The organism is Streptomyces sp. NPDC050147 (genome assembly GCF_040660195.1).
GTDB lineage: Bacteria > Actinomycetota > Actinomycetes > Streptomycetales > Streptomycetaceae > Streptomyces.
Map to the genome: position 1 here is coordinate 55,176 of NZ_JBFALJ010000021.1, position 24,758 is coordinate 79,933.

At 68.7% G+C, this 24,758-nt stretch carries 23 protein-coding genes and 2 pseudogenes; 12 read left to right on the forward strand and 13 right to left on the reverse strand.

Features of this window, described 5'->3' with window-relative positions:
* The first annotated feature begins 18 nt into the window (after positions 1-18).
* Genes AB0I94_RS28250 through AB0I94_RS28275 form a run of 6 tightly spaced genes read left to right on the forward strand, consistent with a single transcriptional unit; the run spans position 19 to position 10,287 of the window.
* Positions 19-858: a hypothetical protein gene (locus AB0I94_RS28250; RefSeq protein ID WP_363312519.1), complete on the forward strand. Its 840-nt coding sequence runs from the start codon at positions 19-21 to the stop codon at positions 856-858.
* Between the two features lie 5 nt (positions 859-863).
* Positions 864-2,651, forward strand: a complete 1,788-nt coding sequence (locus tag AB0I94_RS28255; protein ID WP_363312520.1) for a radical SAM protein — start codon at positions 864-866, stop codon at positions 2,649-2,651.
* Positions 2,648-3,679, forward strand: a complete 1,032-nt coding sequence (locus AB0I94_RS28260) for a TauD/TfdA family dioxygenase (RefSeq protein WP_363312521.1) — start codon at positions 2,648-2,650, stop codon at positions 3,677-3,679. The genes AB0I94_RS28255 and AB0I94_RS28260 overlap by 4 nt, the downstream gene beginning before the upstream one ends.
* A complete protein-coding gene (locus AB0I94_RS28265) occupies positions 3,676-7,620 on the forward strand; it encodes an amino acid adenylation domain-containing protein (RefSeq protein ID WP_363312522.1) in 3,945 nt (1,314 codons plus the stop codon). Before AB0I94_RS28260 ends, AB0I94_RS28265 begins: the two co-directional genes overlap by 4 nt.
* The gene (locus AB0I94_RS28270; protein ID WP_363312523.1) at positions 7,613-9,466 is read left to right on the forward strand and encodes a non-ribosomal peptide synthetase; all 1,854 of its coding nucleotides are present in this window, start codon (positions 7,613-7,615) and stop codon (positions 9,464-9,466) included. Before AB0I94_RS28265 ends, AB0I94_RS28270 begins: the two co-directional genes overlap by 8 nt.
* Complete coding sequence (locus AB0I94_RS28275) at positions 9,463-10,287, forward strand: phytanoyl-CoA dioxygenase family protein (protein WP_363312524.1); 825 nt, start codon at positions 9,463-9,465, stop codon at positions 10,285-10,287. Before AB0I94_RS28270 ends, AB0I94_RS28275 begins: the two co-directional genes overlap by 4 nt.
* 211 nt (positions 10,288-10,498) lie before the next feature.
* Here AB0I94_RS28275 and AB0I94_RS28280 read toward each other — a convergent pair whose 3' ends face one another.
* Positions 10,499-10,885 (reverse strand): hypothetical protein, encoded by a 387-nt coding sequence (locus tag AB0I94_RS28280; protein ID WP_363312526.1) that lies wholly within the window; start codon positions 10,883-10,885, stop codon positions 10,499-10,501.
* Positions 10,886-11,258: 373 nt separating this feature from the next.
* Here AB0I94_RS28280 and AB0I94_RS28285 point away from each other — a divergent pair, with 373 nt between their 5' ends.
* A complete protein-coding gene (locus tag AB0I94_RS28285) occupies positions 11,259-12,140 on the forward strand; it encodes an ArsR family transcriptional regulator (protein WP_363312527.1) in 882 nt (293 codons plus the stop codon).
* 115 nt (positions 12,141-12,255) lie between these two features.
* Here the strand turns inward: AB0I94_RS28285 and AB0I94_RS28290 are convergent, their stop codons facing one another.
* The 5 genes and pseudogenes from AB0I94_RS28290 to AB0I94_RS28310 all read right to left on the reverse strand — a co-directional run.
* The gene (locus tag AB0I94_RS28290) at positions 12,256-12,720 is read right to left on the reverse strand and encodes an SMI1/KNR4 family protein (RefSeq protein ID WP_363312528.1); all 465 of its coding nucleotides are present in this window, start codon (positions 12,718-12,720) and stop codon (positions 12,256-12,258) included.
* Positions 12,721-12,839: 119 nt separating this feature from the next.
* Positions 12,840-13,250, reverse strand: coding sequence for an Imm10 family immunity protein (locus AB0I94_RS28295; RefSeq protein WP_363312529.1), 411 nt, complete (start codon positions 13,248-13,250; stop codon positions 12,840-12,842).
* A 495-nt stretch (positions 13,251-13,745) separates the two neighbouring features.
* A complete protein-coding gene (locus tag AB0I94_RS28300) occupies positions 13,746-14,438 on the reverse strand; it encodes a hypothetical protein (protein ID WP_363312530.1) in 693 nt (230 codons plus the stop codon).
* A gap of 341 nt (positions 14,439-14,779) precedes the next feature.
* Entirely contained in the window at positions 14,780-15,172 is a 393-nt protein-coding gene (locus AB0I94_RS28305; protein WP_363312531.1) for a DUF6355 family natural product biosynthesis protein, read from the reverse strand.
* Between the two features lie 484 nt (positions 15,173-15,656).
* A pseudogene (locus tag AB0I94_RS28310) lies at positions 15,657-15,800 on the reverse strand (DUF664 domain-containing protein); the annotation flags it as partial.
* Between AB0I94_RS28310 and AB0I94_RS28315 the strand changes: the two are divergent.
* Positions 15,756-16,145 (forward strand): erythromycin esterase family protein, encoded by a 390-nt coding sequence (locus AB0I94_RS28315; protein ID WP_363312532.1) that lies wholly within the window; start codon positions 15,756-15,758, stop codon positions 16,143-16,145. The pseudogene AB0I94_RS28310 and the gene AB0I94_RS28315 overlap by 45 nt on opposite strands.
* 229 nt (positions 16,146-16,374) lie before the next feature.
* On the opposite strand, the gene AB0I94_RS28320 is transcribed toward AB0I94_RS28315, so the two are convergent.
* Together AB0I94_RS28320 and AB0I94_RS28325 are read right to left on the reverse strand one after the other, a co-directional pair.
* The gene (locus tag AB0I94_RS28320; protein ID WP_363312533.1) at positions 16,375-16,821 is read right to left on the reverse strand and encodes a hypothetical protein; all 447 of its coding nucleotides are present in this window, start codon (positions 16,819-16,821) and stop codon (positions 16,375-16,377) included.
* 166 nt (positions 16,822-16,987) lie between these two features.
* A complete protein-coding gene (locus tag AB0I94_RS28325; protein WP_363312534.1) occupies positions 16,988-17,149 on the reverse strand; it encodes a hypothetical protein in 162 nt (53 codons plus the stop codon).
* A 245-nt stretch (positions 17,150-17,394) separates the two neighbouring features.
* Here AB0I94_RS28325 and AB0I94_RS28330 point away from each other — a divergent pair, with 245 nt between their 5' ends.
* Positions 17,395-17,850 carry a DUF3592 domain-containing protein gene (locus tag AB0I94_RS28330; RefSeq protein WP_363312535.1) on the forward strand — a complete coding sequence of 152 codons (456 nt, stop codon included), beginning with the start codon at positions 17,395-17,397 and terminating at the stop codon, positions 17,848-17,850.
* Between the two features lie 17 nt (positions 17,851-17,867).
* On the opposite strand, the gene AB0I94_RS28335 is transcribed toward AB0I94_RS28330, so the two are convergent.
* A complete protein-coding gene (locus tag AB0I94_RS28335) occupies positions 17,868-18,095 on the reverse strand; it encodes a hypothetical protein (RefSeq protein ID WP_363312536.1) in 228 nt (75 codons plus the stop codon).
* Between the two features lie 239 nt (positions 18,096-18,334).
* A complete protein-coding gene (locus AB0I94_RS28340) occupies positions 18,335-18,841 on the reverse strand; it encodes a hypothetical protein (protein ID WP_363312537.1) in 507 nt (168 codons plus the stop codon).
* Between AB0I94_RS28340 and AB0I94_RS28345 the strand changes: the two genes are divergently transcribed.
* On the forward strand, positions 18,840-19,370 hold the full coding sequence (locus AB0I94_RS28345) for a hypothetical protein (RefSeq protein ID WP_363312538.1): 531 nt from the start codon (positions 18,840-18,842) through the stop codon (positions 19,368-19,370). The genes AB0I94_RS28340 and AB0I94_RS28345 overlap by 2 nt on opposite strands.
* A gap of 114 nt (positions 19,371-19,484) precedes the next feature.
* Here the strand turns inward: AB0I94_RS28345 and AB0I94_RS28350 are convergent, their stop codons facing one another.
* The gene (locus AB0I94_RS28350) at positions 19,485-19,874 is read right to left on the reverse strand and encodes a hypothetical protein (RefSeq protein ID WP_363312539.1); all 390 of its coding nucleotides are present in this window, start codon (positions 19,872-19,874) and stop codon (positions 19,485-19,487) included.
* Positions 19,875-20,105: 231 nt separating this feature from the next.
* Between AB0I94_RS28350 and AB0I94_RS28355 the strand changes: the two genes are divergently transcribed.
* Positions 20,106-21,284: an alpha/beta fold hydrolase gene (locus AB0I94_RS28355; RefSeq protein WP_363312540.1), complete on the forward strand. Its 1,179-nt coding sequence runs from the start codon at positions 20,106-20,108 to the stop codon at positions 21,282-21,284.
* 581 nt (positions 21,285-21,865) lie between these two features.
* Here the strand turns inward: AB0I94_RS28355 and AB0I94_RS28360 are convergent.
* Positions 21,866-22,645, reverse strand: a complete 780-nt coding sequence (locus AB0I94_RS28360; RefSeq protein ID WP_363312541.1) for an NAD(P)H-dependent oxidoreductase — start codon at positions 22,643-22,645, stop codon at positions 21,866-21,868.
* Between the two features lie 137 nt (positions 22,646-22,782).
* Here AB0I94_RS28360 and AB0I94_RS28365 point away from each other — a divergent pair, with 137 nt between their 5' ends.
* A complete protein-coding gene (locus AB0I94_RS28365; RefSeq protein WP_363312542.1) occupies positions 22,783-23,631 on the forward strand; it encodes a helix-turn-helix transcriptional regulator in 849 nt (282 codons plus the stop codon).
* A gap of 184 nt (positions 23,632-23,815) precedes the next feature.
* Here the strand turns inward: AB0I94_RS28365 and AB0I94_RS28370 are convergent.
* Positions 23,816-24,085: pseudogene (locus AB0I94_RS28370) on the reverse strand (1-acyl-sn-glycerol-3-phosphate acyltransferase); the annotation flags it as partial.
* Positions 24,086-24,758: the final 673 nt, after the last annotated feature.

Below are 24,758 nucleotides of genomic sequence, written 5' to 3' on the forward strand. Positions count from 1 at the left end.
CGGACAGACGGGAGCACCATGACTTCTTCTCGATGGCAGGTACTGCGGGACGGCGACGCGGGCCTGATCCTCACCGTGGCCTTCGACGCCGGACGCGGCGATGCCCGGTTCGCCGACCTGGCGTCCTTCCTTCAGGGACGGCACGTCCTGGAGGGCGTGCCGCTGCGCAGCACGGTCGCCGAGCTGGTCAAGGAGGGGCCCGACGCGTACGTGGAGCCGTGGCTCGAGGCCGTCAAGGAGCTCGGGCAGCCGGTGCGGGCCGTGTTCGGTCACTGCGCGGGAAGCGGCCTCGCGCGCGAATTGTTTGGCCGATTAAGGACGTTGGGGCTTGGCGAGCCCACTGACGAACCCTCTGGAGAACCCTCCCTCATCGCCTTCGACCCGATCCTGGTCGACAGTCACATCCTGGCCGACGACTACCGCGCCGCTGTGCGCACGCTCGCCGCCCAGCTCTCCCCGCAGGACCTGGAGAGCGCCCTGGTGGCCGCCGGGCCGTGCGATGACGGACCCACGCTGACCGGAGTGGACGTCCTGCCGCTCGCCGAGGCACTGGAAACGGCCTACGGAACGGCGGTGGCCGCCGCCTGCGAGCGCCTCAGCGTCGCCCCGGCGGTCCAACAGCAGCTCTCCGACCGCTTCTCCCACTACCTCGCCTACCTCGCCGCCGCGGCCTGGGCACAAGCGACTCCCCCGGCACGGGACACACCACCCGCGACGACGGTCCTGTCCACCACGGGCGGCGTCGGCACCGACGACGCCGACCCCCGCGGCACCGTCACCCGGTTCACCGTGGACCGCACCCGCCTCCTCGCGGACCCCGACGTGGCGGCGTACGTCTCCCGTGCGACGGGCGGGTGACGCTCATGGACCCCAGACCGCTCGCTGTACCGGAGGCCCTGGCGCGCAGCGTGCGCCGGGCGCGCGCCGAGCGAATAGACCGTGAGCTGTACGAGGAGGAGAAGCGCTGGCGCTGGCACCCCGGCGACGGCGGGGACCCGCGCACCGTCTCGCAGGAGGCACTACTGCGCGAGACCTCGCCCGATCACGGGACCAAGTACTTCCCGGTGCTCTTCGTCAGCGCCCCACACATCGAGGAGGGCGCGACCGGCGCGTTCCCCGGCATGCCCACGCCGCTGCTCTACGCGACCTGTGTCCTGGACCGGATGCTGCGCATCGACGAGTTCCCGGGCATCCGCGTCCCCGACGTGGTGGCCGTCCTCAACCCCCCTGCCTACTCGTCCGCCTTCGAGAAGGAGCTCGTCGGCTGTCTGCGCGAGCACCGCCCGGTCGTGGTCGGCATCAGCAACCTCTCCGAGGGCCACCACTTCGCCCTGCGCATCGCCGCCACCGTCAAGAAGGAGTGCCCGCAGGCCATCGTCCTGCTCGGCGGCCAGCACGAGGACGCCGTGAACCCGGACGCCTACCGGGCGGCCTCGCGGCGCGTGTCCGGGATGAGCGGCCGCAGGCAGGAGAGCCACGACGACTTCCGCATCGGCGCGGAGGAACTCGGCCGGCTCACCACGCTGCAGACCTTCGCCCGCCCCGAGGAACGGGAGCTCGCGGACATCGTGTTCGCGGGCGACTCCGCGTTCGCACTGCCCGAGGTGCTCAAGCTGGTGGCGGAGTGCCTGCCCGCCGACGCCGAGACCATCAAGAAGCGCATGCTCGCCGAGCCGGACCGGTTCACCGAACTGCCGGGCGTGGGCAGCCTGTTCACCTACGACTGGAACGCGCGGCGCATCGAGTCGCTGCCGCTCAGCGGCGTCCCGATCGACGGCGACCGGCTCCCGTACATCGACGTGACCCGGATGACGCACGAGAACCGCTTCCCGGTCTTCGGGCATCGCCGCACCGCGCAGATCATGGCCTGCCTGGGCTGCAAGTACGCGTGCTCCTTCTGTCACGAGTCCGCGGACGCGTTCCTCTACGAACAGCCCAAGATCCGCCAGCGCTCCCCGCAGCACGTCATCGGAGAGATCCGGCTGCGCATCGAGCAGGGCTTCGAGGCGGTGTTCTTCGACGACAGCACCTTCACCCAGAACCCCCGCTGGCTGAAGGAGTTCCTGACCCTCCTCGAAGAACTCGCCGCCGACCACGGCACCTTCGAATGGGGCTGCCAGACCACCGTCAACGACGTGGACCCGGATCTCCTGCGGCGCATGGCGGCGGCCGGCTGCAGCTATATCTACTTCGGTGTCGAATCGGCCGAACCCGACGCCGTACGCGTCCAGAAGGTCCGCCAACTGCTCCTGGTCTCCGAGGGCGACTGGACCGAGCGCTTCCGGGAGGTGGCCCACTGGTGCCGCGAGGCCGGGATCCGGGTCGGCACGTCCCTGCAGTTCGGTCTCGGCGAGACGCCCGAGCAGCGCCTTGACACGCTCGACCTCATCGCCGAACTGCACCGGGCGGGCTGCATCCCCGACGGGTGCGTCGCCCTCAACGTCAACAGCCCCTACCCCGGCACCCGCCAGTGGCTCCAGATGCTGCAGTCGGGCGCCACACTGCCCGACTACCGCGAGAAGCTGGTGCGCCACCCGGCCTTCGAGACCGCGCACCAGTTCTCCTCGATCACCGGTCAGGACGTCGAGGCCCTGTATCTGCTGGCCGCGGACCGCCTCGGCCGGGCACTGCACCAGGAGGAACCGGCGTGACCCCACCACCGCGCCGGGGCCCTGCCGGGCTGCGGCAGGCCGTTCCCGCCCAAGTCAGCCTCACCTGCGACTCGCTCGTCAGCCACGCACCGCTCGCGGCCGACGGCGAACCACCCCTGGTCGTCCGCCCTGCCGCCGCCGGTGTCGACGTCGCGGCCTGGGCCGCCCACGCGAAGGCCTGGCTCGACGAGACCCTCGACGAGCACGGCGCCGTACTGCTCCGCGGGTTCTCGGTCACCACGACACACGCTCTGGAGCCGCTGGCCGAAGCGCTCGTCGACGAGGTCTACCGCGACAACGGCGAGCATCCCCGGGCCTCGCTGAGCGGCAGCATCTCCTCTCCGGTGTTCTTCCCGCCGGAGGAGAAGCTGCTGTGGCACACCGAGAACTCCTTCAACGACTCGGGACCCGCGCGGATCATGTTCTGCTGCGCACGGCCCGCGGCCTCCGGCGGTGAGACCCCGATCGTCGACAGCCGGCAGGTCTTCCGGCGGCTCGATGCGGACCTGCGGGCCGAGTTCCTCGCCAAGGGCGTGATGTACGTCAGGAATTACGGGACGGGGCTCGGCCTCGACTGGCGTGAGGTCCTGCGCACCGACGACCGGCACGAGGCCGAGGCGCGCTGCGCCGAGCAGGGCCTGCGCACCACCTGGGACGGTGACCGTCTGCGCACCGAGGCGGTAAGGCCGGCCGCCGTCCGGCACCCGCGCACCGGCGTCTGGTCATGGATCAACCAGGCCCAGCACTGGCACCCGGCCTGCCTCGACCCCACGACCCGGGCGGCCCTTGAGGCCACCCACACCCCGGACACGCTGCCGCGGTCGTGCCACTTCGGCGACGGATCCCCGATCCCCGACGAGGCGATGGCCGAGATCTGCCGGGTGTACGCCGAACTCGAAGTCTGCTTCCCCTGGGAGAAGGGCGACGTCTTGGTCCTTGACAACATCCTCATCGCACACGCCCGCAACCCCTTCAGCGGTCCGCGTGAACTCCTGGTGGCCATGGGCGACTTGGTGCAGTTCGCATGACGGGGCAGAACACCGCCACGGACGGGAACCGCGGCGGGACGACGGCCAACCGGGTCGAGGGATTTCGGCTCTCGTTCCAGCAGCAGCGCATCTGGCAGACGTACGCGTCCTCCGCTTACCCCGGTTGGGCACAGGCGCTAGTCCACATCGACGGAGCCGTCGACCCGGACCGCCTTGCCGCCGCCCTGCGCACGGTCGCCGACCGCCACGGCGCGCTGCGGGCGCGCTACCGCCGGGTGCCGGGGGCGAGCACGGCGCTCGCGGACATCGCCCCGCAGAGCACGGGCAACGTCGAGTGGACGGTGAAGGACCTGCGGGCGCTGACCGAGGCGGACATACCCGGCCATGTGGACGCGGCAGTGCGGTACGAGCGTCTGTGCCCGGCGGGCATCGACGATGCGGCCCCGCTGCGCGCACGCCTGCTCAGGTTCTCCGGTCAGCGCCACGCACTGCTGATCACGGCTTCCGGTCTGTCCGCCGACAGCCTGGCCCTGCGCGGCCTGACGGCCGAACTCGCCCTCGCCTACGACGGGCGTTCACCGGGCGGCGCCGAGCCTGTGCAGTACGTCCAGTACGCGCAATGGCAGCTCCAGCAGGGGGCCGACGAGTCGGTGACCGGGGACGGCGCCGATCCGGTGGCGGCCAGGAACACCGGTGCCGCTTGGGGCCTGCCCCTGCGTCGGCCCCTCCCGCCCGCGGCCGGAGCTCCCACCGATCCCGCCGTCGTACGCCTCGATCGCACCGTGCCGTCCTCGCTCGCGCGGGCCGTGCGGGCCTGCGCCCAGCACCACGGCGTCACGACCGAAGTCGTCCTGCTCACCTGCCTGATGGCGCTTCTGCGCCGGATCACCGACCGCTCCGACCTCACCATCGCGACGGCCCTCACAGGACGCCCGTACGACGAACTGAGCGACTGCGCAGGCCACTTCACTCACTGGTCGCCGATCCACACCGGACCGGACTCGGCCACGACCTTCTCCGGCCTCCTGAACGAGATCGAGCACGAGCGGTCGAACGCCGAGCGTGCCACCGAGCTCGTGCCGGCTTCGTACGCCACCCGCCCGACCGGCTGGGCGGCCGTGTACGAGGCGAAGGAGGAGGCACCCGTCGAGCAGCACGCCGACGGCGTCACCTTCACCTTGGCCTGGGACGACGTCGAGGCCGAGCCGTGTGCCCTGAAGCTGGAGAGCGTCGCGGGCGACAACTCCCTCAGCCTGGTGTGGCGTTACCGCGAGGGCGAGTTCCCCGCCGACTATGTACGGAGCCTCGCCGGGCAGTATCTGACACTGCTGGAGGGCGTGATCGCCGACCCGTCGGCCCCGCTCGACACCATCGGCGTGCTGGACTCGTACAGCCGCGACGTCGTGCGGGCCGCCGCTGACCACGCCCGCGCCGCCACCCGGCAGACACCCCTGTGTCTGCACCAGATCATCGAAGACCGGGCCGGGCGGTCACCGGATGCCGTCGCGGTCACGGACCCGGAGACCCGCCTGACCTACCGGCAGCTGAACGAACAGGCCGACCAAGTCGCTCTGGCGCTGGGCCAGTACGGCATCGGCCCGGATCAACCCGTCGCGATAGCCATCGGGCACACCCGTCACCTCCTGGTGGCGATGCTGGGCGTACTCAAGGCGGGCGGCGCGTATCTGCCGCTCGATCCCGAGCTGCCGCGGGCCAGGACCGCGGACATGCTGACGCGCTCGGACTGCTCCCTGATCCTCACGGGCCCGGACACCCCCCAGGACCGCTTCGGCCCGGCCCGCTGCCTGAACGTCGACGGACTGCGGGCGACGGAAGACCCGGTCGCCCCACGCCCCGAGGTGACACCGGACAACCTCGCGTACGTCCTCTTCACCAGCGGCTCCACCGGCGTCCCCAAGGGCGTGATGCTGCCGCACCGCGCCCTGGCCAACTACGTTCTCTGGGCGGCCCGGACGTACGGCCACGCGGAGGGGACGGGGGCCATGGTGCACTCGTCCGTGGCCTTCGACCTGACGGTGACCAGCCTCTTCGTGCCCCTGGTCAGCGGTCGTACGGTGCATTTGGACCCGGCCTGGCGCAATGTCTTCGACCTCAGCGGCGAGTTGACTCGGCGCACCGGCCTCGACCTGCTCAAGCTGACGCCCTCGCATCTGAGCGTGATCAACCACGCGCTCGATCCCGGCGACACGTCCCAGGTCACGCACTCGCTGGTGCTGGGCGGCGAGAACCTGTCCTGGGAGCACATCGCGCCGTGGCGCAGGGCCGCGACGCCCCCACGGATCTTCAACGAGTACGGCCCCACGGAGACCGCGGTGGGCTGCACCGTCCACGAGATCACGGCCGCTGAACCCGAGATCGGCGACGTGCCGATCGGCCGCCCGGTGGACGGCAGCGAGGTCTACGTACTCGACGGCCGCCTGGCACCGGTGCCGGTCGGGGCGCTCGGCGAGATCTGCGTGGGCGGCATCGGCCTGGCACGCGGCTATGCCGCCGATCCGGCAGGCTCGGCGGAACGCTTCGTACCGCATCCCTTCTCCGAGACACCCGGACAGCGTCTCTATCGCACCGGCGACATCGGCTACTACTCCCCCGACGGAACGCTGCACTGCCTCGGACGCCGGGACGAACAGATCAAGGTGCGCGGCATCCGCATGGAGCCCGCCGAGACGGAGCGGGCGCTGCTCGGCCACCCGTCCGTCCGCGAGGCGGCCGTGGTGCTCAGGCAGGACGGTGCGGACGGTGGGCTGCTCACCGCGTTCCTCTCGGCCTCGGCCGAAGGCAGGGTCGCGCCGTCGGAACTGCGCGGCCATCTCCTCGAGCGCCTGCCGGCCGCCATGGTCCCCGACTCGTACGTCTGGCTCGACGGGTTGCCCCTCACGGCCAACGGCAAGATCGACCGCGACGCGCTGGTCGCCGTCGACGGGCAGGGGGGCCGGGAAGGGCAGAGGAGTCCGGAGGCGAAGGGGGGCCCGGAAGCACAAGGGGGTCCGGAAGCAACGGAGCCTCCCGAGCAAAGCAACGCCCTGGAAGCACAGGTCGCGGCCGTCTTCGCGGAGCTGCTCAAGCTCCCCTCCGTCGGTGCGGACGACGTCTTCTTCGACCACGGCGGCCACTCGATCCTGGCCGTGCGGCTGATCGCGAGGATCAACGCCGCGTTCTCCGCCGAGCTGCCGGTGTCGGTGCTGTTCGAGGAGACAGCGGATGTCGACGGAGCGCAGGTCGACCCGGCCACCCCGAGGGCACTGGCGGCCTTGCTCCGAGGCAGCGAAGAAGCAGGGAGCAGGGACGGAGCCGCCACTGCCGAACGGCCACGCCCGCTCGTCACGCTCCAGAGCCGGGGCGAGGGAACCCCGCTGTTCTGCATCCATCCCGGCGGCGGCGATGCCATCACCTTCCGGAACCTCGCCGGTGGGGAGGTGCTGCGGCGTCCGCTGTACGCCGTGCACGACGGCACGCTGCCATCAGACGCCGGTCAAGGGCCCTCGGAGCCCGACATCGAGGCCCTGGCAGAGCACCACCTCGCACTGATCCGAGAGGTCAGGCCGCACGGCCCGTATCTCCTGATGGGCTGGTCGATGGGCGGCCTCGTCGCCCTGGAGATGGCCCAGCGACTGACCCGGCTCGGGGAGCAGGTCGACATGCTGGTCCTGCTCGACAGCTACCTCGCCGAGCAGCTGCCCGCCGACACCGGATCGGCCCCGGGCGACGCGCACGCCCGTGCGGCCCTGCGCTACCGGCCGGTGCCGTACGCCGGTCGGACGGCGCTGTTCCAGGCGCAGGAGAGCGACCCGCTGATGCGGGCGGCGGCCGGTGCGGCCTGGGCGGAACTGTGCCCGGCGCTCTCCCCGCCGCGGGTGTTGGCCGGCGACCACTACTCCATGCTGGACGAGCCGTTGGTGTCCGGCCTTGCGGCGGAAGTGGAGAAGACACTTCAGGAGGCGGACGTTCCCGATGTCTGACGTGCTGCAGTACTTCGACGACACGCGACGCGCGTTACCCGAACTGCCCGCGGTGGAATACCGGGGGCGCCGCCTCTCGTACGAGGAACTGGGCCGTGCGGCGGACGAGTTAGCCGCACGTCTGCACGACCTCTCCGTCACCGGCACGGTCGTCGGCATCCGCACCGACCGTTCGTTCCGGCTCCCGATCGCGATCCTGGGCGCGCTGCGGGCCGGCGCCGCGTACATGCCGCTGGATCACGCCTACCCCCAAGCGCGCCTTGACTTCATGATGCGGGACAGCGGCATGCGCGTACTCCTCACGCACCGCACCCCGACGGGAGTGCCGCCGGTGCCGCCGGGGACAAAGGTCGTACTGCTGGACGAGGACCAGCCGACGACACAGGACCGCAGTCGCCCTGCCCACGCAGCCACAGCCGACGATCTCGCGTACGTCATCTACACCTCAGGATCCACGGGCACGCCCAAAGGTGTCGCCATGCCGCACGGCCCGCTGCGCAACCTGATCTCCTGGCAGCGTGAGACCTTCAAGGCCGGGGTCGGTTCCCGGACCCTCCAGTTCGCGGCGGCGAGCTTCGACGTCCACTTCGAGGAGATGTTCAGCACCTGGGGCACGGGCGGCTGCCTCGTGCTGATCGACGAGGAGATACGCCGGGACTCCCACCGGCTGCTGCGCTTCCTCGACGAGCAGCGTCTCGACCGGGTGTTCATGCCGTTCGTGGCCCTGCAGTCGCTCGCCCACACGGCTCAGGACGTGGGCCGCCACCCGCGCTCGCTGCGAGAGGTCGTCTGCGGGGGCGAGCAGCTCTACATCACTCCGGCCGTACGACGGTTCTTCGACGCCCTTCCGGGTGTCGCGCTGCACAACCAGTACGGACCGTCGGAGACACACAACGTGACGGCGCTGCGGCTGTCCGGCGAGCCGTCCTCCTGGCCGGAGCGCGCCCCCATCGGCCGGTCCATCGACGCCGCGCGGGTACGGGTTCTGGACGCGGACGGGAACCCGGCTCCGGTCGGCGTCACCGGCGAGATCGTCATCGGCGGGCCGGTGCTCGCCCGTGGCTACCTCGACCGGCCCGGTCTGACGGCCGAGCGCTTCACTCCCGACCCGCTGGGCCCGCCGGGATCGCGTGTGTACCGGACCGGGGACTCGGGCCGGGTCGATGACCAGGGGCGGATCCACTTCCTGGGCCGCGACGACGGGCAGGTGAAGATCCGCGGCTTCCGCGTGGAACTCGGTGAGATCGAGTCGGCGGTCAGGACGCTGCCGGAGGCGGCCGACGCCGCGGTCGTGGTGAACGAGAGCCGCACGGCGGGCAAGCGCCTTGTCGCCTACGTCGTGGGGCCATCGCCACTGCCCGACGACCTCCGGGACCGGCTCGGCCGGACCCTGCCCGAGTACATGCTGCCGGTGGCGTTCGTCCCGGTGGAGCGGCTGCCTCTCACGCCGAGCGGCAAGCTCGACCGTCAGGCCCTCGCCACGCGCGAGCTGACGGTCACGGGCAGCGGCGTCGGCCCGGACGGGGAAGCGATCGACGGCCCTGCCGACGACGGCGTACAGCATGAGCTGACCCTCCTGTGGGAGCACGTCCTGGACGCAACGGACATCGCGTTCAACGACAACTTCTTCCAGCTGGGCGGCACTTCGCTGCTGGCGGCGGTGCTGATATCCCGGATCAACGAGCGCTTCGGCGCGTACGCGGACCTGGAGACGTTCATCGCGCGGCCGACGATCTCGGAGATGGCCGAGTGGATCGGCGAGCGGTCGCAGGAGCGGTCGCAGGCTCAGGAGCGGTCGGACGCACCCCGACCGCTGTCCCGACAACCGGTGAGGCTGGATTCGTGATCGAAACTGACGACGGACATCTGGCGGAGCTGGTCGCGGAGTACGAGGAGAACGGCTGGTGCCGCTCCCCGTTCCGGTTCACCGGTCCCGCGGTGAACGTGCTCCGCGACAGCCTGGACGCCGTCTGCCGCCGAGGCGGTCCTGAGGTGGTCCACGAGAAGGGCAGTAAGGCCGTCCGCGCGGTGCACGGTTGCCATGAATTCGAAGAGGCGTACGCGATGCTCGTACGCCACCCCTATCTCCTCGCCCTTGCCGAGGCGCTGACGGGGACGCCGGTGTACGTCTACCAGTTCAAGGTGAACCTGAAGCAGGCGCGGGAGGGCCAGGCCTGGCCGTGGCACCAGGACTTCGCCTTCTGGAACGCGGAGGACGGCCTGCCCAGCCCTGCAGCGGTCACGCTGGCCGTACCGCTGGACGACGTCCATGAGAACAACGGCCCGCTCAACCTCATCCCGGGCTCCCACCGCCTGGGCTATCTCGGCCCCGGCAAGGTCACGCCGGGCGACAGGAGCGACTGGCGCAGGAACTTCGACGCGGACCCTGAGCACACCATGGAAGCCGACCGGGCCCGGGAACTGATCGACTCCTTCGGCAGCACACGGGTGACCGGCAGGGCGGGCACGATCCAGGCCTTCCACCCGAACCTCGTGCATTCCTCGTCGGACAACGCGTCCCCCGACCGACGGGCGCTGCTGATGGTCTCGTACAACTCCGTCGACAACGCCCCACCCCATCCGACCCGCCCCGAGTTCTTGGTGGGCCGCAACACGGACCAGCTGAAACCGAGGTGGGACGAGCGCTTCCCGCTGGAGGCGGTCTGAGGCGCGGCGCGCACAACTGATGAACGAAACCGGGGAGGAGGGACGGGCCGCCCGTCCCTCCTCCCACACCACCGGACATGCGGGCCACGCGTCCGGCGGTTCATCCAGCTGATCTCAACCGTTGCCAGGTCGGCTTGAGCGTGCGCAGCCCAATGCCGTCTTGCAACATCATCTGCTTGAGGCGGCTCCGAACCTCATTCTGAATCATCAGTTACAGGTACAGGTTCCCGGAGACACACGGATCGGGCCTCAAGGGCACGCGCTCGCAGACGAGCATGTACTTGTACCGCTTGTACTGGTAGCCATTGCCACAGCCGCCCCCAGCACCATTCTGATCCTCGTACTCCGCGGTTTCGATGTCTCCGTATGAGTTACCAAAACCCATGTATACGCCATGACTGTCGGCTTCCATGTCGCAGACCTCGAACCAGCCCGTGTCATAGCAGTACGAGGCGTAGTCACTGCCCTGTTTCACTGTGAGGCAGCCAGCCGACGTCGCGTCGTCAGCAGCAGCGTTCCCGACGCCCCACGGGACGGTCAGGGCGAGAGCGACGCACACTGTGAGAGCCCTGGCCCGTGCCTTGTTCCGGATGCCCATCTCACGTCTCCAAGTGGTCGAAGTGACGGATGCCGGAACCGTAGAACCGGGGGGATGCCTATGGCGCGGAATTGCACCACGGTGCAATAGGCGCGCCGCCGTGCGGTATGGCGCGTTGCCCGGTGGTGGGAGAGATGACGGGGTCATACGCTCTGAAGGGGGATGCGACCGTGGGCATGGCACTTGGGGGAACGAATGCTCCACATTGATCTGAACACGGCTGACTTGGACCGCCTGCGGGTTGCGGTGGAGCCAGATCCTTTGTGGGAAATCGTGCTCAGCCTGCACCTGCTCCAAAATCCAGGCGGCGCTGACGTTCGATCCATGGCGGCGCCGGACCCATGCTGAACTGCGCCGTAGAGGAATGACAGCCGTGACCGGGATCTTGATGAAGCTCGCTCCGTGGGCCTCGTACTTCCCTGACTTCCTGACGCCGGGCCAGGGAAACCGTGACCTCGAGACCGGACTCGACCGGCTCCTCAGCACACCGCGAAGCCAGCTGCGCCGGGAGCTGTCACTGCTCTTCTCCAGTCAACCCGTGCCAGCCTGGGCCCACAGCCTTGCGAGGGGCGAGGTGGCAGCCCTCACCGCGCTCACCGGGGCGCTTCGCTCCTACTGGGAGGTGGCCATATGCCCCTACCTACCGAGCTTGCGCTCATCCGTGCGCTCCGAGGGAGCTGCCCGCGCCCATGCATTGGAGGCCAACGGGCCGATCGCGCTCTTGCGTGACTACGGTGCCCGCACCTCCCCGAGCGGTGACAGCCTGGTCTTCCCTTACCCCGTAGAACACGAAGTCCAGCTCGAGGACCGCCCTCTGACGGTCCTTCCCTCGTTCTTCTGTGTGCTGACTCCGGTAACCCTCGCCGACGTCGATTCTCCACCGGTGCTGGTACAGCCGCTCGACCTCGCTCCTGGCTGGATGCCCGATGGTGCGGAGGAGGTTGTCCGACCGCGGAGAGAGACGCAGTCCGTGGCCCGGCTCATCGGCGCGACCCGGGCGCTGGTGCTCGGCTTGCTGGAGTGCCCCACGACCACCACGCAACTCGCTGTGCGATTGCGATTGTCTCTGTCCACAGCAAGCCGCCACGCGAGCGTGCTGCGTGAAGCGGGTTTGGTGGCCTCCTGGCGCGACGGTGCACAGGTGCTGCACGTACGAACGTCGCTGGGTGACCAGTTGCACGACGGAACAGGCTGGTGCGAAACAGCCGGGCGGCGGTACGCATCATCCCGAATCACCAGTGTGGTGCGCTCCTAGCCCTGGGTGCCGGCCGAGCCGACCAGCTCACCCTGAAGCTGACGGTCAGAAACCACTCAATGAGCCCAGCAGACCGGCTCCACTGCGCCACCCCCTGCGGGGCAGCCCCCGGCCTTCAGAGAAGGTCGTCGTTGGATTCGAACTCATGCTCCTCAGGGGGAAAGTCATCGAAATAGACGGTGTTGGTTTCTCCCGTGAGAGCAAGGAAGAGGAACTCCGCGCAGGAGTGGGGGTGGTATTCCCATTCCGGCCCTCGGCCCTCGTTGAACAGAGTGGTCCACTCCTCTGGCTTCTGTCCCGGCCGGCGCAGCCAGTACAGCATGGCGCCGCTGCCCTCGATGTAGGCCCAGGGGAGCACCTCGGCCCCGTCGCCTTCCAGAAGCTGCGGCGGCTTGGGCTCGGTCTCCCACAAGTTCGCCAGGATCTCCGCACGTGACTTGGCCTCGTCAACAAGGTTGTAGTCCTTGTCGGAGCACTCGGGGTCCAGGAGCCAGATCTCCTCGTCGAAGAGCCCACCTCCATAGACCTCGACGAGGTCTTTGTAGTCCTGCGGCAGGGCGTTGCCAAGTTGCTGCTCCACGGCGGCCCAGTCCCGTGAGCGGCGAGGGCCGGGAGGGCAATGAGCGTGGTAAGGCGTTCAACGGCGGAGTGCATGGGGATCAGCGTCCTTCCTGGCGGGGCAACGGGCCGGGGTGCGGCTCAGACAGCCAGAGGAGTGGGCACAGCGTTCGCGCGTCCGTAGGCGAGCACCCGGCCCAGGACTTCGCGGAACAGGGCGATGTCCTTGGCAGGTGCCTCGATGACTGCCTCGATTTTGCTGTCGCTCAACCCCAGGCTCTCCAGCGCTTCAGGGTTGAGCGAGATTCGAAGGACGTTGCCCGTCAAAACGGCCTCGCGTACACAGCCGTACGCAGTCCCCTGCCCGGCCGTGACCAGGCAGTGGGTGTCCATCCCCAGAGCCACCTCTTGATCGTCCGGGTCTTCCTCTCCGGCCATGAACATCAAGATGAAGCCGCTTCCGTCTTCCCCCTCGGCGAGAGCGGCTTCCGTGAAGTAGCCGTCAAAATCGATCTCTGTTGTGGCTGCGCGGGCGGTGAATCGATACGTCATGACGAGGTTCTACCAGCCCACTCGACCGGGCTCGTCGCCAGAGTCAGGCACCGGCTTCCATTCCACAGGGCGGCGCCAGCGCTGCGGACCCCGCGATTCCCCCGCGAAGATCATGGACTCCTGGCTGGGGAATGGCGTAAGCGTCTACATGCGCAGAGCGGGCCGCGCAGGCAAGCGGGCAACGCCACCCGTTCAGTGCGCACGCGGGCACCGCGCGACGGCGCCGATCACTGCGTGCCGCCGGCAGCGGTCAAGGCGACGGGCGATACCGGCCGTTGCCCTCGACGCCACCCCGGCCACCGAGCTGCCAGGCCCGACCACCGCAGTTCAGGACGTTGCGCACACCACAGCGCCCCTCTGTGTCTCCGTCGTGACCGGGGTGATGGGCTTTTCGCCGTCTTGTACGTCCGCGCCGGTGCTCGCAGAGCGAGTTGGCCCGAGGTGGCCGGTCCGCAGGAAGGCGGCAGCGCCGAGGACTGGGGGTCCAGGTGCTGATCAGCCGTACAGGCGTCGTGCAGAGCCAGTGGTCGGCGTCTGGTGACCGCGGGTGGTGTAGGCGAAGTTCAACACGGTGCGACCGGTGCCGGGGCAGCAGAGAGGTGTGACGCGGTGGGCGGTGAGGTCACTGGGTAACAGGTAGGCGTCCCCTGCCTGGTGGTGGACCTGCTGTGTCCCGGATTCTTCCAGGGCGGTCAAGTCTCGGCGGCCGGGGTGGTACTCAAGCAGGCGCCGCCACCTGGCTGGGGCGGCACTTCGAGGAAAAGGACCAGGGCCAGGGCCAGGGGCCAGGGGATAGTCGTCGGTATGGGCACCGTGAGTGTCGCCGGGCTGGTGGAGGATGTTCAGCACGTGCCGCTCGACCTCGTCCTGGACGGGCAGCACGTCCGTGCCGGTGAGGGAAGTAAGCAGTTCCAGCAGCCTTGCGTCGCGGTACAGGGTGCTGATCAGTGCGGATTCCCGGGCGACGCGGTGGCCGCCCAGGGTCGTCATGTGGCGGGGGCTGTCGTCCATGCACTTCATGCGGAAGCCCCGGCGGGTCGCCGCGGTCTCCAGCAGGCCGGTCTCCTCCCGCAGCGCTTTCAGCCCGTTTCGGCTCAGCAGCCCTGGGAGCGGAAGGTACCGGGTTTCGGCGAAGCGTGCGTTCAGTGGCTGGGGGTGTAACGGCAGTGTCAGCACGAGCACAGCCATACCCCCCTTGGCTTCGTTCACTTCTATCGGCAGGCGAGCTCTGACCGCTCCCCCGCCGTGGTGAGGCCCCCGGGCCCGCCGTGAGGGTCCGGGGTCTCGTACGTCACCGTGCAGCGCGGCGGTGGGCCGCTACGGGTGGTGCGCGATGGTGCCCCGGACCTCCGCCAGGACGACGCCGGCCCCACGGCCGAACCGACGAACCCGAGCCGCCCGCCGATGGGCCGCACAGGAGCCGTCGGCCTCATCTTCTGGTGATTCGAACAGCACTGGTAGTTGCACTGGGCGGGACGCGGGTGCCCGGCAAATTCGCCGAGCACGTTCCACCGGCGCTGCGCCCGGGATCAGTGAGGTGTGTGCACGGTTTTCTGGCCGCTCGGACAGCCGGCGCCGCCGATGTAGTAGGCGTTGAGGTAGTTCGGCCCCGCGCCCGGAAAGTCCTTGGCACCAGGGCTGACGCAGAGGTGGTAGTCGTTTCCGCTTCCGCCACCCGCTACATCGACGTGTACCCGTACCGTTGTCGAGCCGCAGTGGTTGTACCCGGCGAACTGGGACTCGCGGACCTTGTACCTGTAGAAGCCGCATTGGACGGACGCACTTGTGGCTGTCGCTGTCTGTGTCGCTCCGGGTTCACGCTCGATCTCGGCGTGAGCCGCTCCGGGAACCGCCAGAAGGGCCAGTACGGCGCTTGACGCTGCCATCGAGGCGACCCGCAGGGGGCTGAAAAAGAGCTTCATGGGCACTCCTTGGGAGGCGAGAATCTCTGGTCCCTCGGAACTATGAGGAACAGCCAGACGTGCGGCAAGCTTTGAAGCTGTGACTTAAAGGTGGTGTCGGCGACGCGTGAATCGGGGCTCAGTCAAGATTTCCGAATACTGTTGGTGATCTTCATTGTCCTCGCGTTTGAGGTCGTGCAGGGTGCCACATCCCCTCCATCGGCGATACCAGACGCGACCTACGCGGCGTGCCGCCGGGGCCGTCGAGGGAGAGCACGCGCCCCTCGAGCGGATCGCAAAGGGGGCAGTTGTGCGGGGCGTTGGAGACGATCACGAGGCCGATACCGGCGGCGCGCAGCCGGTCGCTTCACACCACACTGTAGGAGCTGATCACGCGAGGGCACAGATGCTTCCTCAACAACCCACTCCCGAACAGAACCGGATCACGAAAGCACCTTGAACTACCCGGCAGCGATCATCAGCTCATCGGCCACCGGACGGCCGCTTAGTTCTCCGCGTACTCCCGGTGATCTCCCACCGATCCATCGATCAGCTCTCGCACGATGTCCATGTGCCCCGAGTGCCGGACCGTCTCCTCCAGCATGTGGATGAGCACCCACCGCATCGTCACCCGGCGCCCGTCCCACGCCACGTCGCATACACCAGCGACAGCCCGGCTGAGTTCCCGGAACCCACCGGTGCCTTCCTGCGCGCACAACTCGGCCCGGGCTACGTCAACATCGGCCTGGCCTTCAACCAGGGCACCGTCAACGCCCTGCCCGACTTCACCGCCCAGCAGGCTCAGGAGTACACCGTCGCACCGGCCCCGAAGGGACACAACGAGTACACCCTCGACAGGCTCCGCTACCGCGACTTCAGCATCGACCTGCGCACCGCACCTCCAGCAGCCCGCACCTGGCTCGCCGAAGCCCGCCCGACCCGCTCCTGGCCAGACGGAAAGGGGGCCCACTCCGGCAGAGAATGCCTCTCATGAACGGTCCTTTGCGCGAGCAAGATCAGAAACGGGCCGCCGGGCCCCCGCCGCACCGGGGTCCGTTCGCAGAACCCGTACTCACTCAAACGCGGGACGGACCCTCTTCTGAGACTCACGTTGTGTGGCCACGCCGCGCGCCGGGCAGGGTCCGGGCTGCTGGTTGTGCTCACGGATCATGGGCCACATTCGAGGGCAAACGTCGGCGGTGCGCGCGGGCTCGCCGTCGTGATCAGCTCTCGACAGGTACGGACGCCGCGTGGAGCGACACGGCGGTCAGGTAGAGACCTTCGCCGCTGAGCTTGAGCGTGGGGGGCAGGTTGCCACTGAGGGCATCAGAGACCTCGGCGGGCGGGTAGCCGAAGAGGTCGACGCCGCAAAGGACAACGGGGCAGGCAGATGGCCCGGTGAGCGTGAAGGGGTCGCGGGTGAGGCCGATGCCGGACAGACCAGGGGTGTTCTGGTGCAGGCCGCGGCGGTCCGTGGCGTCGCCGTAGGCGTCGAGCGTCAGGCCCTGATAGTGCGCGCTGAAGGCCCAGTCGGCGCCACAGACCCAACCCTCGCGAACGTCCGCAACGGTGGCGACAGCCCACTGCGCGGCGCGCTCGTCCATGCCGAAGCGCAGGGTGCCAGCACAGCCAGGAAGCCGCAGACCCACCTCGGGGAGTAACTCGAACATGCGCAGACAATCCCAGAAAGAGATGGTCCCGCGCTACAACCCGGACACGAGGGCCACCTGCTACCGGCTCCCCCAAGGTCGTTTCCAGGTCTGGCAGACCAGGCGGCTTGCGCGAGCTGGTCCGGTCAGGTCGTCGGCGGCTCGGTGCGACGAGCCGCCTTACAGGTCAGCAGCCCGCAGCCGGGAACAGCGCCAAGGGCATCGGGACGGCGGGCGCCACCGCCGGAGCGGACGCGGGCGCGGACGCGGGCTCGGGCGCGGGCGTGGGCGCGGGCGTGGGCGTGGGCATGGGCGCGGCCAGGCGGGCGGTCGCGCGGGAGATGTACATCTCCGGTCCGGGTCTGTCCCTGCGCGGACCGGCGGCGGGCCTCTCATTCCGCGAGATCCATCAGCGCCTGGTGACGCACCGTCCAGCTCGTCGATGCCCAAGAGATCGACGCTGTCGCACCGCTAGGGACCCTCCGCACCGCTGCACCCCGTGTCGTGGTTACGCTGCCCCCGTCCCGCCAACGCTGATCCGAAACGGTCCACGTGCCTTTTCCTCTCGAACTCTGGTTGCTCCCCACGGGCTTCATGCTGACCGGCGCTATCACGAGCGCAGTTGCGTGTCGTGGCCTCCTGCGGGACCGGAGACTGCGCCAAAAGGGCGCGTGGGCGCAGGGGGTGGTGACCCGCCTGCACCCCACCAAGCTTGGTTCCGATCCATCGGGCCCCTCGACCCCCATGTACTGCCCGGTCATCGCCTGGACCACGGCCGACGGCCGCCCCATGGAAACCGAAAGCCACGTAGCCCGCGCGCTCCACCGCAACGCGCCGCCCGGCACCCCGGTCACCGTCTACTACGACCCGGCCGACCCCTCCCGCTGGACGCCCTCGTCCGCGGGCACCCGCATCTACTGGCTCGTCGCCGCAGCGGGGGCCGTCTTCGCGCTGATCGGGGTAGGAATCGCATTGGTCATGGTGTTCTGGGGACCCTCCTTTGAAAAGTGTGAGTGGGGTGCGAGCGACTACAGCACCTCATGCCCCTAGAGACCCACCGGCGCGGGTTACATGAGAGAACGGAGCGACTCCGGGCCCATGGCCTGCACCACCTTGTGCCCGAGCAGCCAGTCGCCGTCCGCCTCCACCACCGGCCCGGTGTACCGGCCGGTCTCCCGCGACAGTGCGACCCACTCCCCGAAGGGCACGGTCGGGCCGACCGCGTTGTACGTTCCGGTGGTCCCCTTTTCCGCACAGTCGAGCAGCCAGGCCGCGAGGTCTCCCGCGTCGATCACCTGCGTCGGACTGTCCGGGGAGGCCGGCCCAGCAGCCCGACATCCCCTTCTGGGCGACACCCCGGTGGCGCCAGGAGCCGCTGTTCATCGCAGCTCGGGACATGTCGCGCGTCACCGTGCCCGACGTCACGCCGATCGATTCCGCCTTCACCGCCTACGTCGCCGCACAGGCCGATGCCAGCGCCGAGACCCAAGGCTGGTCACCAGCCTTGCGCGAGCGAGTGCGGAACAGCCTGTACCTACTGACCGCCGTCCACGGTCCGTACGAGACGATCAAGGCCAGCACCGTTGCCACGCTGCCGCGTCAGCAAAACCAAGGTGCCGTCATCCGGGTCACCGAAGTCCTTGCCCGCCTCGCTCTCCTCGACGACGACCGCATCGACCCTCTCGACGCGTGGATCCACCGCCGCTTGGCCGGCGTGCACCCGGAGATCCGCGAAGAAGCCCTCGTGTGGATCCGCATCGTCCGTCACGGCGGACCTCGCCGCCGTCCCCGCTCGACGACCACGGTCCGAAACCAGGCCAACTCCGCGATCCCGTTCCTTCTTGCCTGCTCGCAGCGCTACCGCACCCTCCGCCAGGTCAGCCGTGCCGACGTCACCGAGTGGCTCGCCCAATGCGCGGCGTCGCACACCGAAGCCGTCGCGCTGCGCGACATGTTCAAGACCCTCAAGAGCGAACGGCTGTTGTTCGCCAACCCCCGCACGCGGCGTGAGCCTGGGATCCCGGCCCAGCTCGGTGCCCATGCCGCTGAGCCCCGAAACGATCCAGAGTCTGACCGCAGCTGCCGAGACCAACCCCGCCCTGAAGCTGCTGATCGCCCTCGTCGGCATCCATGCGCTCTACCCGCACCAGGCCCGAGCGCTGCCCCTGACCACCATCGACTTCACCCGCGGCCTGCTCACGCTCGGCGACATCGATCACCCCCTCGACGCCTTCACCCAGCAGGCTGCCGTCGACTACATCCACCTCCGGCACCAGCGCTGGCCACATACCCGCAACCCACACCTGTTCATCAGCTCGCAGACCGCGCACACCCGCGCCCCGGTCACAACCGGCTGGATGCAGCCTCTGCTGCGCGGCCTCCCGGTCACCGCCCAGCAACTTCGCGAGGACCGAACCCTCGAAGAAGCCGCCGTCACCGGCGCTGACCCGCAGCACCTATGCGCGATGTTCAACATCACTCCGGAGACCGGACTCCGCTACACCCGCTTCTTCCACCCCGACCCCACGGACAGCGACGACGTATCCGGCTGCAACATGGAGACATCGTGACCGACCACCACGCTCACCTGCTCGCCGCCATCGTCGAGTTCGGCGGTGAGCTGGAGCTCCCAGCTACCCGTAACGGGCGCTTCAGGGGCGCGGTCATCCCAGAAGGCTGCGCGGTCAGCGCCGGCCGCCGCCGATGCGGCGGTCGTCGGCCAGTGCGGTAAGGGGGCCGAACTCGCGAGCAAGCTGGTTCCACGTCAGAATCTCGCCACAGCGGGCCGGGAAGTCCTTCGGGTTGAACTCGGGCATGGTCCAGGTGCCAGTCCCCCGGTCCCGCAGCCACAGGTCCCCGTCACCGTCGACCACAGTCGGCGGGACCGGTACGGGCTCGGCCTGATCGGTGGGCTCCCAGGTGACCCGGCCCGGGTGGGAAACGCGGCGCAGCTCGGTGGTGGCCAATCGCGCGGCCAAGTCACGGGTGGACTCTTCGGCGTCCTTGACCGACGCGAGTCGAAATGCGTCGTCAAGTACGGGCAGGGCTGGATTCTTGCTGCGCTTTGAACTCATACGCTGACTACCTCCGGTGGGGGGCGTCACATCCGTTATGGCACCCCGTAGAGGAACACGGTATCCGAGGCGGGAGCCGGGCCGGCTACGACGACTGTCCAGGTGGGGGCGCTGGCACACCGGGCGGTGGGGCTAGTAGTGCTGACCGGACAGGTTGACTGAGTCTGTCGAAGCCGCGGTCGGCTGACGATCGCTTGACCTGTACCGAGGTTCAGGGGCGAGGCTTGAGGCATGAGTGAGACAGATGAGCTGTTTGGTATCGCGGAGGTCTCGGCGTGGATCGGTCTGGAGCCCGACACGTTGCGGTACTTCGAACGTCAGGGGGTTGTACCGTCTCCACGGCGCGACAGTGCGGGGCGTCGCCAATACACGACGGCCGACGTCGAGCTGATCCGCATGCTGGTTCATCTCCGTGAGACGGGGATGCCACTGGCCGATATCGCGCAGTTCACAGGCGCTGACGACAAGGTGGCTGATCCGGCCAGGCTCCGAGTGGAGTTGCTGAGGGCTCACCGCCGTCGCGTCCGCGATAGACGCGAGGAGCTGGACCGTGCGCTCGATGTGATCACTCGGAAGATCGCGGACTTCAGTGATCGGGTCACGAGTTCGGTGGACCTTCTCGACCGACCAGACTGCACGATTGCCTTCGGTGTCCAGGGTGAGGGGCCACTGCTGTTCCTCGTCGGCGCGCCGGCTGGGCGGGCCGGTTTCGCAGCGCTGGCGCATGAGCTTGCAGGCCGGTTTACCGTCGTCACACACGATCCGCGTGGTACCGGTGCCAGCCGTGCGGTCCCAGGGATGGCTGCGCCCACGCCCGAGGTCCTTGCCGAGGACCTTGCTGCACTTGTCGACAGGTTCACCGGAGGGCCCGCCCTGTTTGTCGGTACCAGTGGTGGTGCCGTGACGCTGCTGGAGCTGGGCAAGCAGCATCCTGACGTGGTCGGCCGGGCCGTCTTGCACGAGCCGCCCCTCGTGTCCCTCCTGGATGACGCAGCTCTGGCGGGCCGAGCCGCAGCAGCGTTCAAAGCTGCGGAGGCTGATCCTCAGCGGGCAGTGCAAGAATTCTTTGACCTCAGCGGCGCTGCCCACCACACAGGACCGGATCAGACGCCTCCCGCCCATATGGCGCTACCCGAGCTACCGGTCGAGGAACTCGACAAGAACCGCTACTTCCTGGGGCGGATGGCCGGCCCCACGGTCTTCTACGTCCCCGACATCGAGGCCATCCGTCGCGTTCCGGTGACGCTGTGCGCTGGCTCGCTGAGCCATCACCAGATGGCGCGCCGGGCGACCCAAGCACTCGCTGAACTTCTGGAGCTGCCTCTGATCGACATGCCCGGCAACCACCTCGGCGCAAGCGCCGAGCCGGCAGAGTTCGCCCACGTCCTCGGGCTCCTGCTCGAACCCTGAACACATCCCACTGCCCCTCCTGGGCCGAGCGGCCCAGGAGGGGCGTAGGCGTATGCGGGATCAGTGATGGGTCGTTGCGGGGCGGTGGGGCTGTTTTCCAGCGCAAGCGTGCCGCTTTCAGCGCCACGCTGCTCGCCCACCTCCGGCAGCCGGGCTCCCCCTCCACGAAGGAGGCACCAGTGGGCGGAACCGACGTAGTCGCCGACCGCGGATTCATTCCGCGCATGCACGGCGAGCAGACCAACTGGGCCTACCGGTGCAGAGCAATGGGGTCCAGGCCCGCAGTTCTGCCGCCGTTTTGGAGACAGTGCTCTTGGTTCACATCGACATTGGACGCTCACCTCAGACGGGCAGCTGAACTACGTTCTGTAGCCAGGCCTTTGTTGCACTTCTCCGGCCGGATAGATTTCGGACGCACGAACCTCGATCTCTGACGCAGTGCCCCTTCCGCGACGACAGGCACTACGCACGCCTAAAAGCTCGCCCGCACCTGGCCGGTAGCGCTCGCCCCTACCATCGCCGCGTCCCTCGGGCTGCTCCTCGGGTCGCACCCCAGCCCGTCCGGTGTCCACCGCCAGCGGTCAGCCGCGCACGTGCAGCCCGAAACCCGTGCGGCCTGCGGGCTCCAATCCCTCCCTCAGGTGCAGCGATGGGATCTCGTAGTCACCGAAGTTCTGCCGCCGGAACGCGATCGGTTCGGTCGACTCCATGGTCAGCAGGCGCTGCTCCCAGGCCTTGCTCACGTCTGCGTAGTCTTCGCCGGTCATCCGGTCGGTGCCGTACAGCACGAACGGCGGCAGCACCTCGATGCCCGGGTAGTAGAGGATGCCGTGGTGGATCGGGAACAACAGATCGTCGATGGGGCCGTTGATCCCGCGAGCGGCGTAATGCGACTCCGGTCCCCCGGCGGTCACTGACAGCAGAGCCTTCCTGCCCGCCAGGGTGCCTTCGCCGAAGCGCTCCCCGTACCTGGTGTCGCTGTGCTCACCGACGCCGTACGCGAAGTGGTAGGTGAACACCCGGTCCACCCAGCCCTTGAGGATAGCGGGCATCGTGTACCACCACAGCGGGAATTGAAAGATGATCGTGTCGGCCCACAGCAGCTTCTCCTGCTCGGCCAGGACGTCCGGTGTGAGCGTCCCGGCGTCGAAGGCCCGACCCGAGTCCAACGCGACCCGCAGCGGAGTTGAGGCGTCGGGACCATAGTCCGCGGCGTCCACGACCGCCTTCCAGTTCATCGCGTACAGATCGCTCACCCGTACCTCGTGCCCGGCAGTCTGCAATGTGGACACCGCGAGGTCCTTCAGCGAGCTGTTGAGCGACTTCGGCTCCGGGTGGGCGTAGACAATCAGCGTCTTCACGGCAACTCCTTGGATCGGGTGCCTTCGATTCTGGGCGCCGCGGCGCCCGGCGTTCAGGGGCTCCTCTTCCATCGGACGGGACTTCCTGGTATCGGCAGTGCCACCTTCCCGGGCAACACCGAGGCCATACTGGGGGCATGGGCGATCTCGCGAGCTTCCTGCGGACCCGGCGTTCCAGGGTCGACCCGGCGGCCGTCGGCATCCCTACCGACAGTCGCCGCCGGGTCGAGGGGCTGCGCCGCGAAGAGGTCGCGCACCTGTCCGGAGTCAGCGTCGACTACTACGTACGCCTGGAGCAGGGCCGCGCGACCCAGCCCTCCGAGCAGGTCTGCGACGCGCTCGCCCGCGTCCTTGGCCTCGACGAGACCGAACGCGGGCACCTCTACCGGCTCGCCCGGCAGCGCCGCCGCCGGGCGAAGGCGCCCGGCGGGCGGCTCCGACCGGAGCTGCTGCGCGTCCTTGACCTGGTCGCCGACGCACCCGCACTGATCATGGACCACCGCCTGAACGTGCTCGCCGGGAACCGTCTCGCCCGGCTCCTCTACGGCCGGCCGATGCCGGGGCTGAACACCGCCCGGCACATCTTCCTCGATGAGACCGAGCGAGGCCTCTACGCGGACTGGGAGAACTGCACCCTCGACGTGGTCGGACACCTGCGTCTGGCGGCCGGTAAATACCCCGACGACCCCCGCCTGGCCTCGCTCATCGGCGAGTTGGCGATGAGCAGCGAGCGCTTCCGCCGACTCTGGGCCCGGGCGGACGTGTGCGCCCGCACCCATGGACGCAAGGCCTACCAGCACCCGCTGGTAGGACTGCTGGAACTGCACCAGGAGAACTTCGCACTACCGGATGAGTCAGGCATGGAGCTGCTGGTACTGTCCGCGACCCCCGACAGCCCCGCCGAGGACGGGTTGCGCCTTCTCGCGAGCCTGGACGCGGACAGCGGTGACGCGCATCCCGCCGTGAACACCCGGGTCCGCAAGTAGTCCCCCACCACCGTAATCCGCGACTCTCTCAAACCGCGTCGGCACCCAGCCCGCGGGGGGGCTACTTTCAGCAAGGGGGCAATCCCACAGGGTAGCCGCACAGCGTGACCGGCCGCCCCTCGCTCCTCTCCCACCCTCCTGAACCGGACAACGGGGACGTGTCCCTCCGGCCACCTCACGAGCCCTACGCGGCGAGCGCGGCGGGTTCGCCGAGCTCTGCGCAGCCATGCGCCAGGCGGCCGTCACTGCCGTGCGAACTCGCTCCGTCCGGACGACCCCATCGCCAGTCAGCGTGAGTGGTGCTCCACGTGAACGTGCAATTCCGGACGCTCACCGGAGCCGTGAGCAGGCCAGAGAGCTGTTTGGTCACGCTTCCCGAGATGAATCGGCAGGCGCCGGCCTGCCCCACGGGAACCACCGGGGCCCCGGCCATGCTGGCGAGGCGGGACAAGCCGCGGCTCACTGAGCTCAACCCTTCTCGGATCCCGCGCCTCGGCCGCCCCGCCCGACGGGTCGGCGACGGCTGAACCTCCCGCACGGAAGGCTCCACCCCGCGCATTCACCATCCTCGATGAGGGAGGAACATCGTCACGAGATCCTCCTGCGTCGGTCGCTATGGACAGGCCCGGGACGCATTGCTCCCTCTCCCGGGTGTCGGGCGCGTTCAGTTTCGTGGTGCGCGTAGTGCTGACGGATGACGTCGGTCTCCCGCAGGGGCGCTGAAGTGGTGCGTCAGAGTCGTCGACGCCTCGCACTCCCCCAGCCACACCCAAATTAGCCATCTTGCGCTGAGCGGACGCCTCTCGCCCGTGCTTCGCCTTGCCGGCGCGCGTCCCGGTGCGGGCACCCGGTCGCCAGGTGAGGGCGTCCCTGCGCTGCGGAAACTCGGACAGCACACTGCTGGGCGACTCACTGCATGGCCGGCTGTTGCGAGTCTCCACGTCGCACTCACATCTTCTTCACTGACCTGAGCATGCCTTTTTCGCCAACGTAGCCACGGCGTGGCGCACTTGACAAAGTGTCATGATCCTTTGGTGTTACGATCTCGGGCACATGCCACGTGGACTTTTTCCTCGGCTTGGCTACAGCCAGGGGGCTCTCCGGGTGGTGAAGGCTGCCCACGCCGA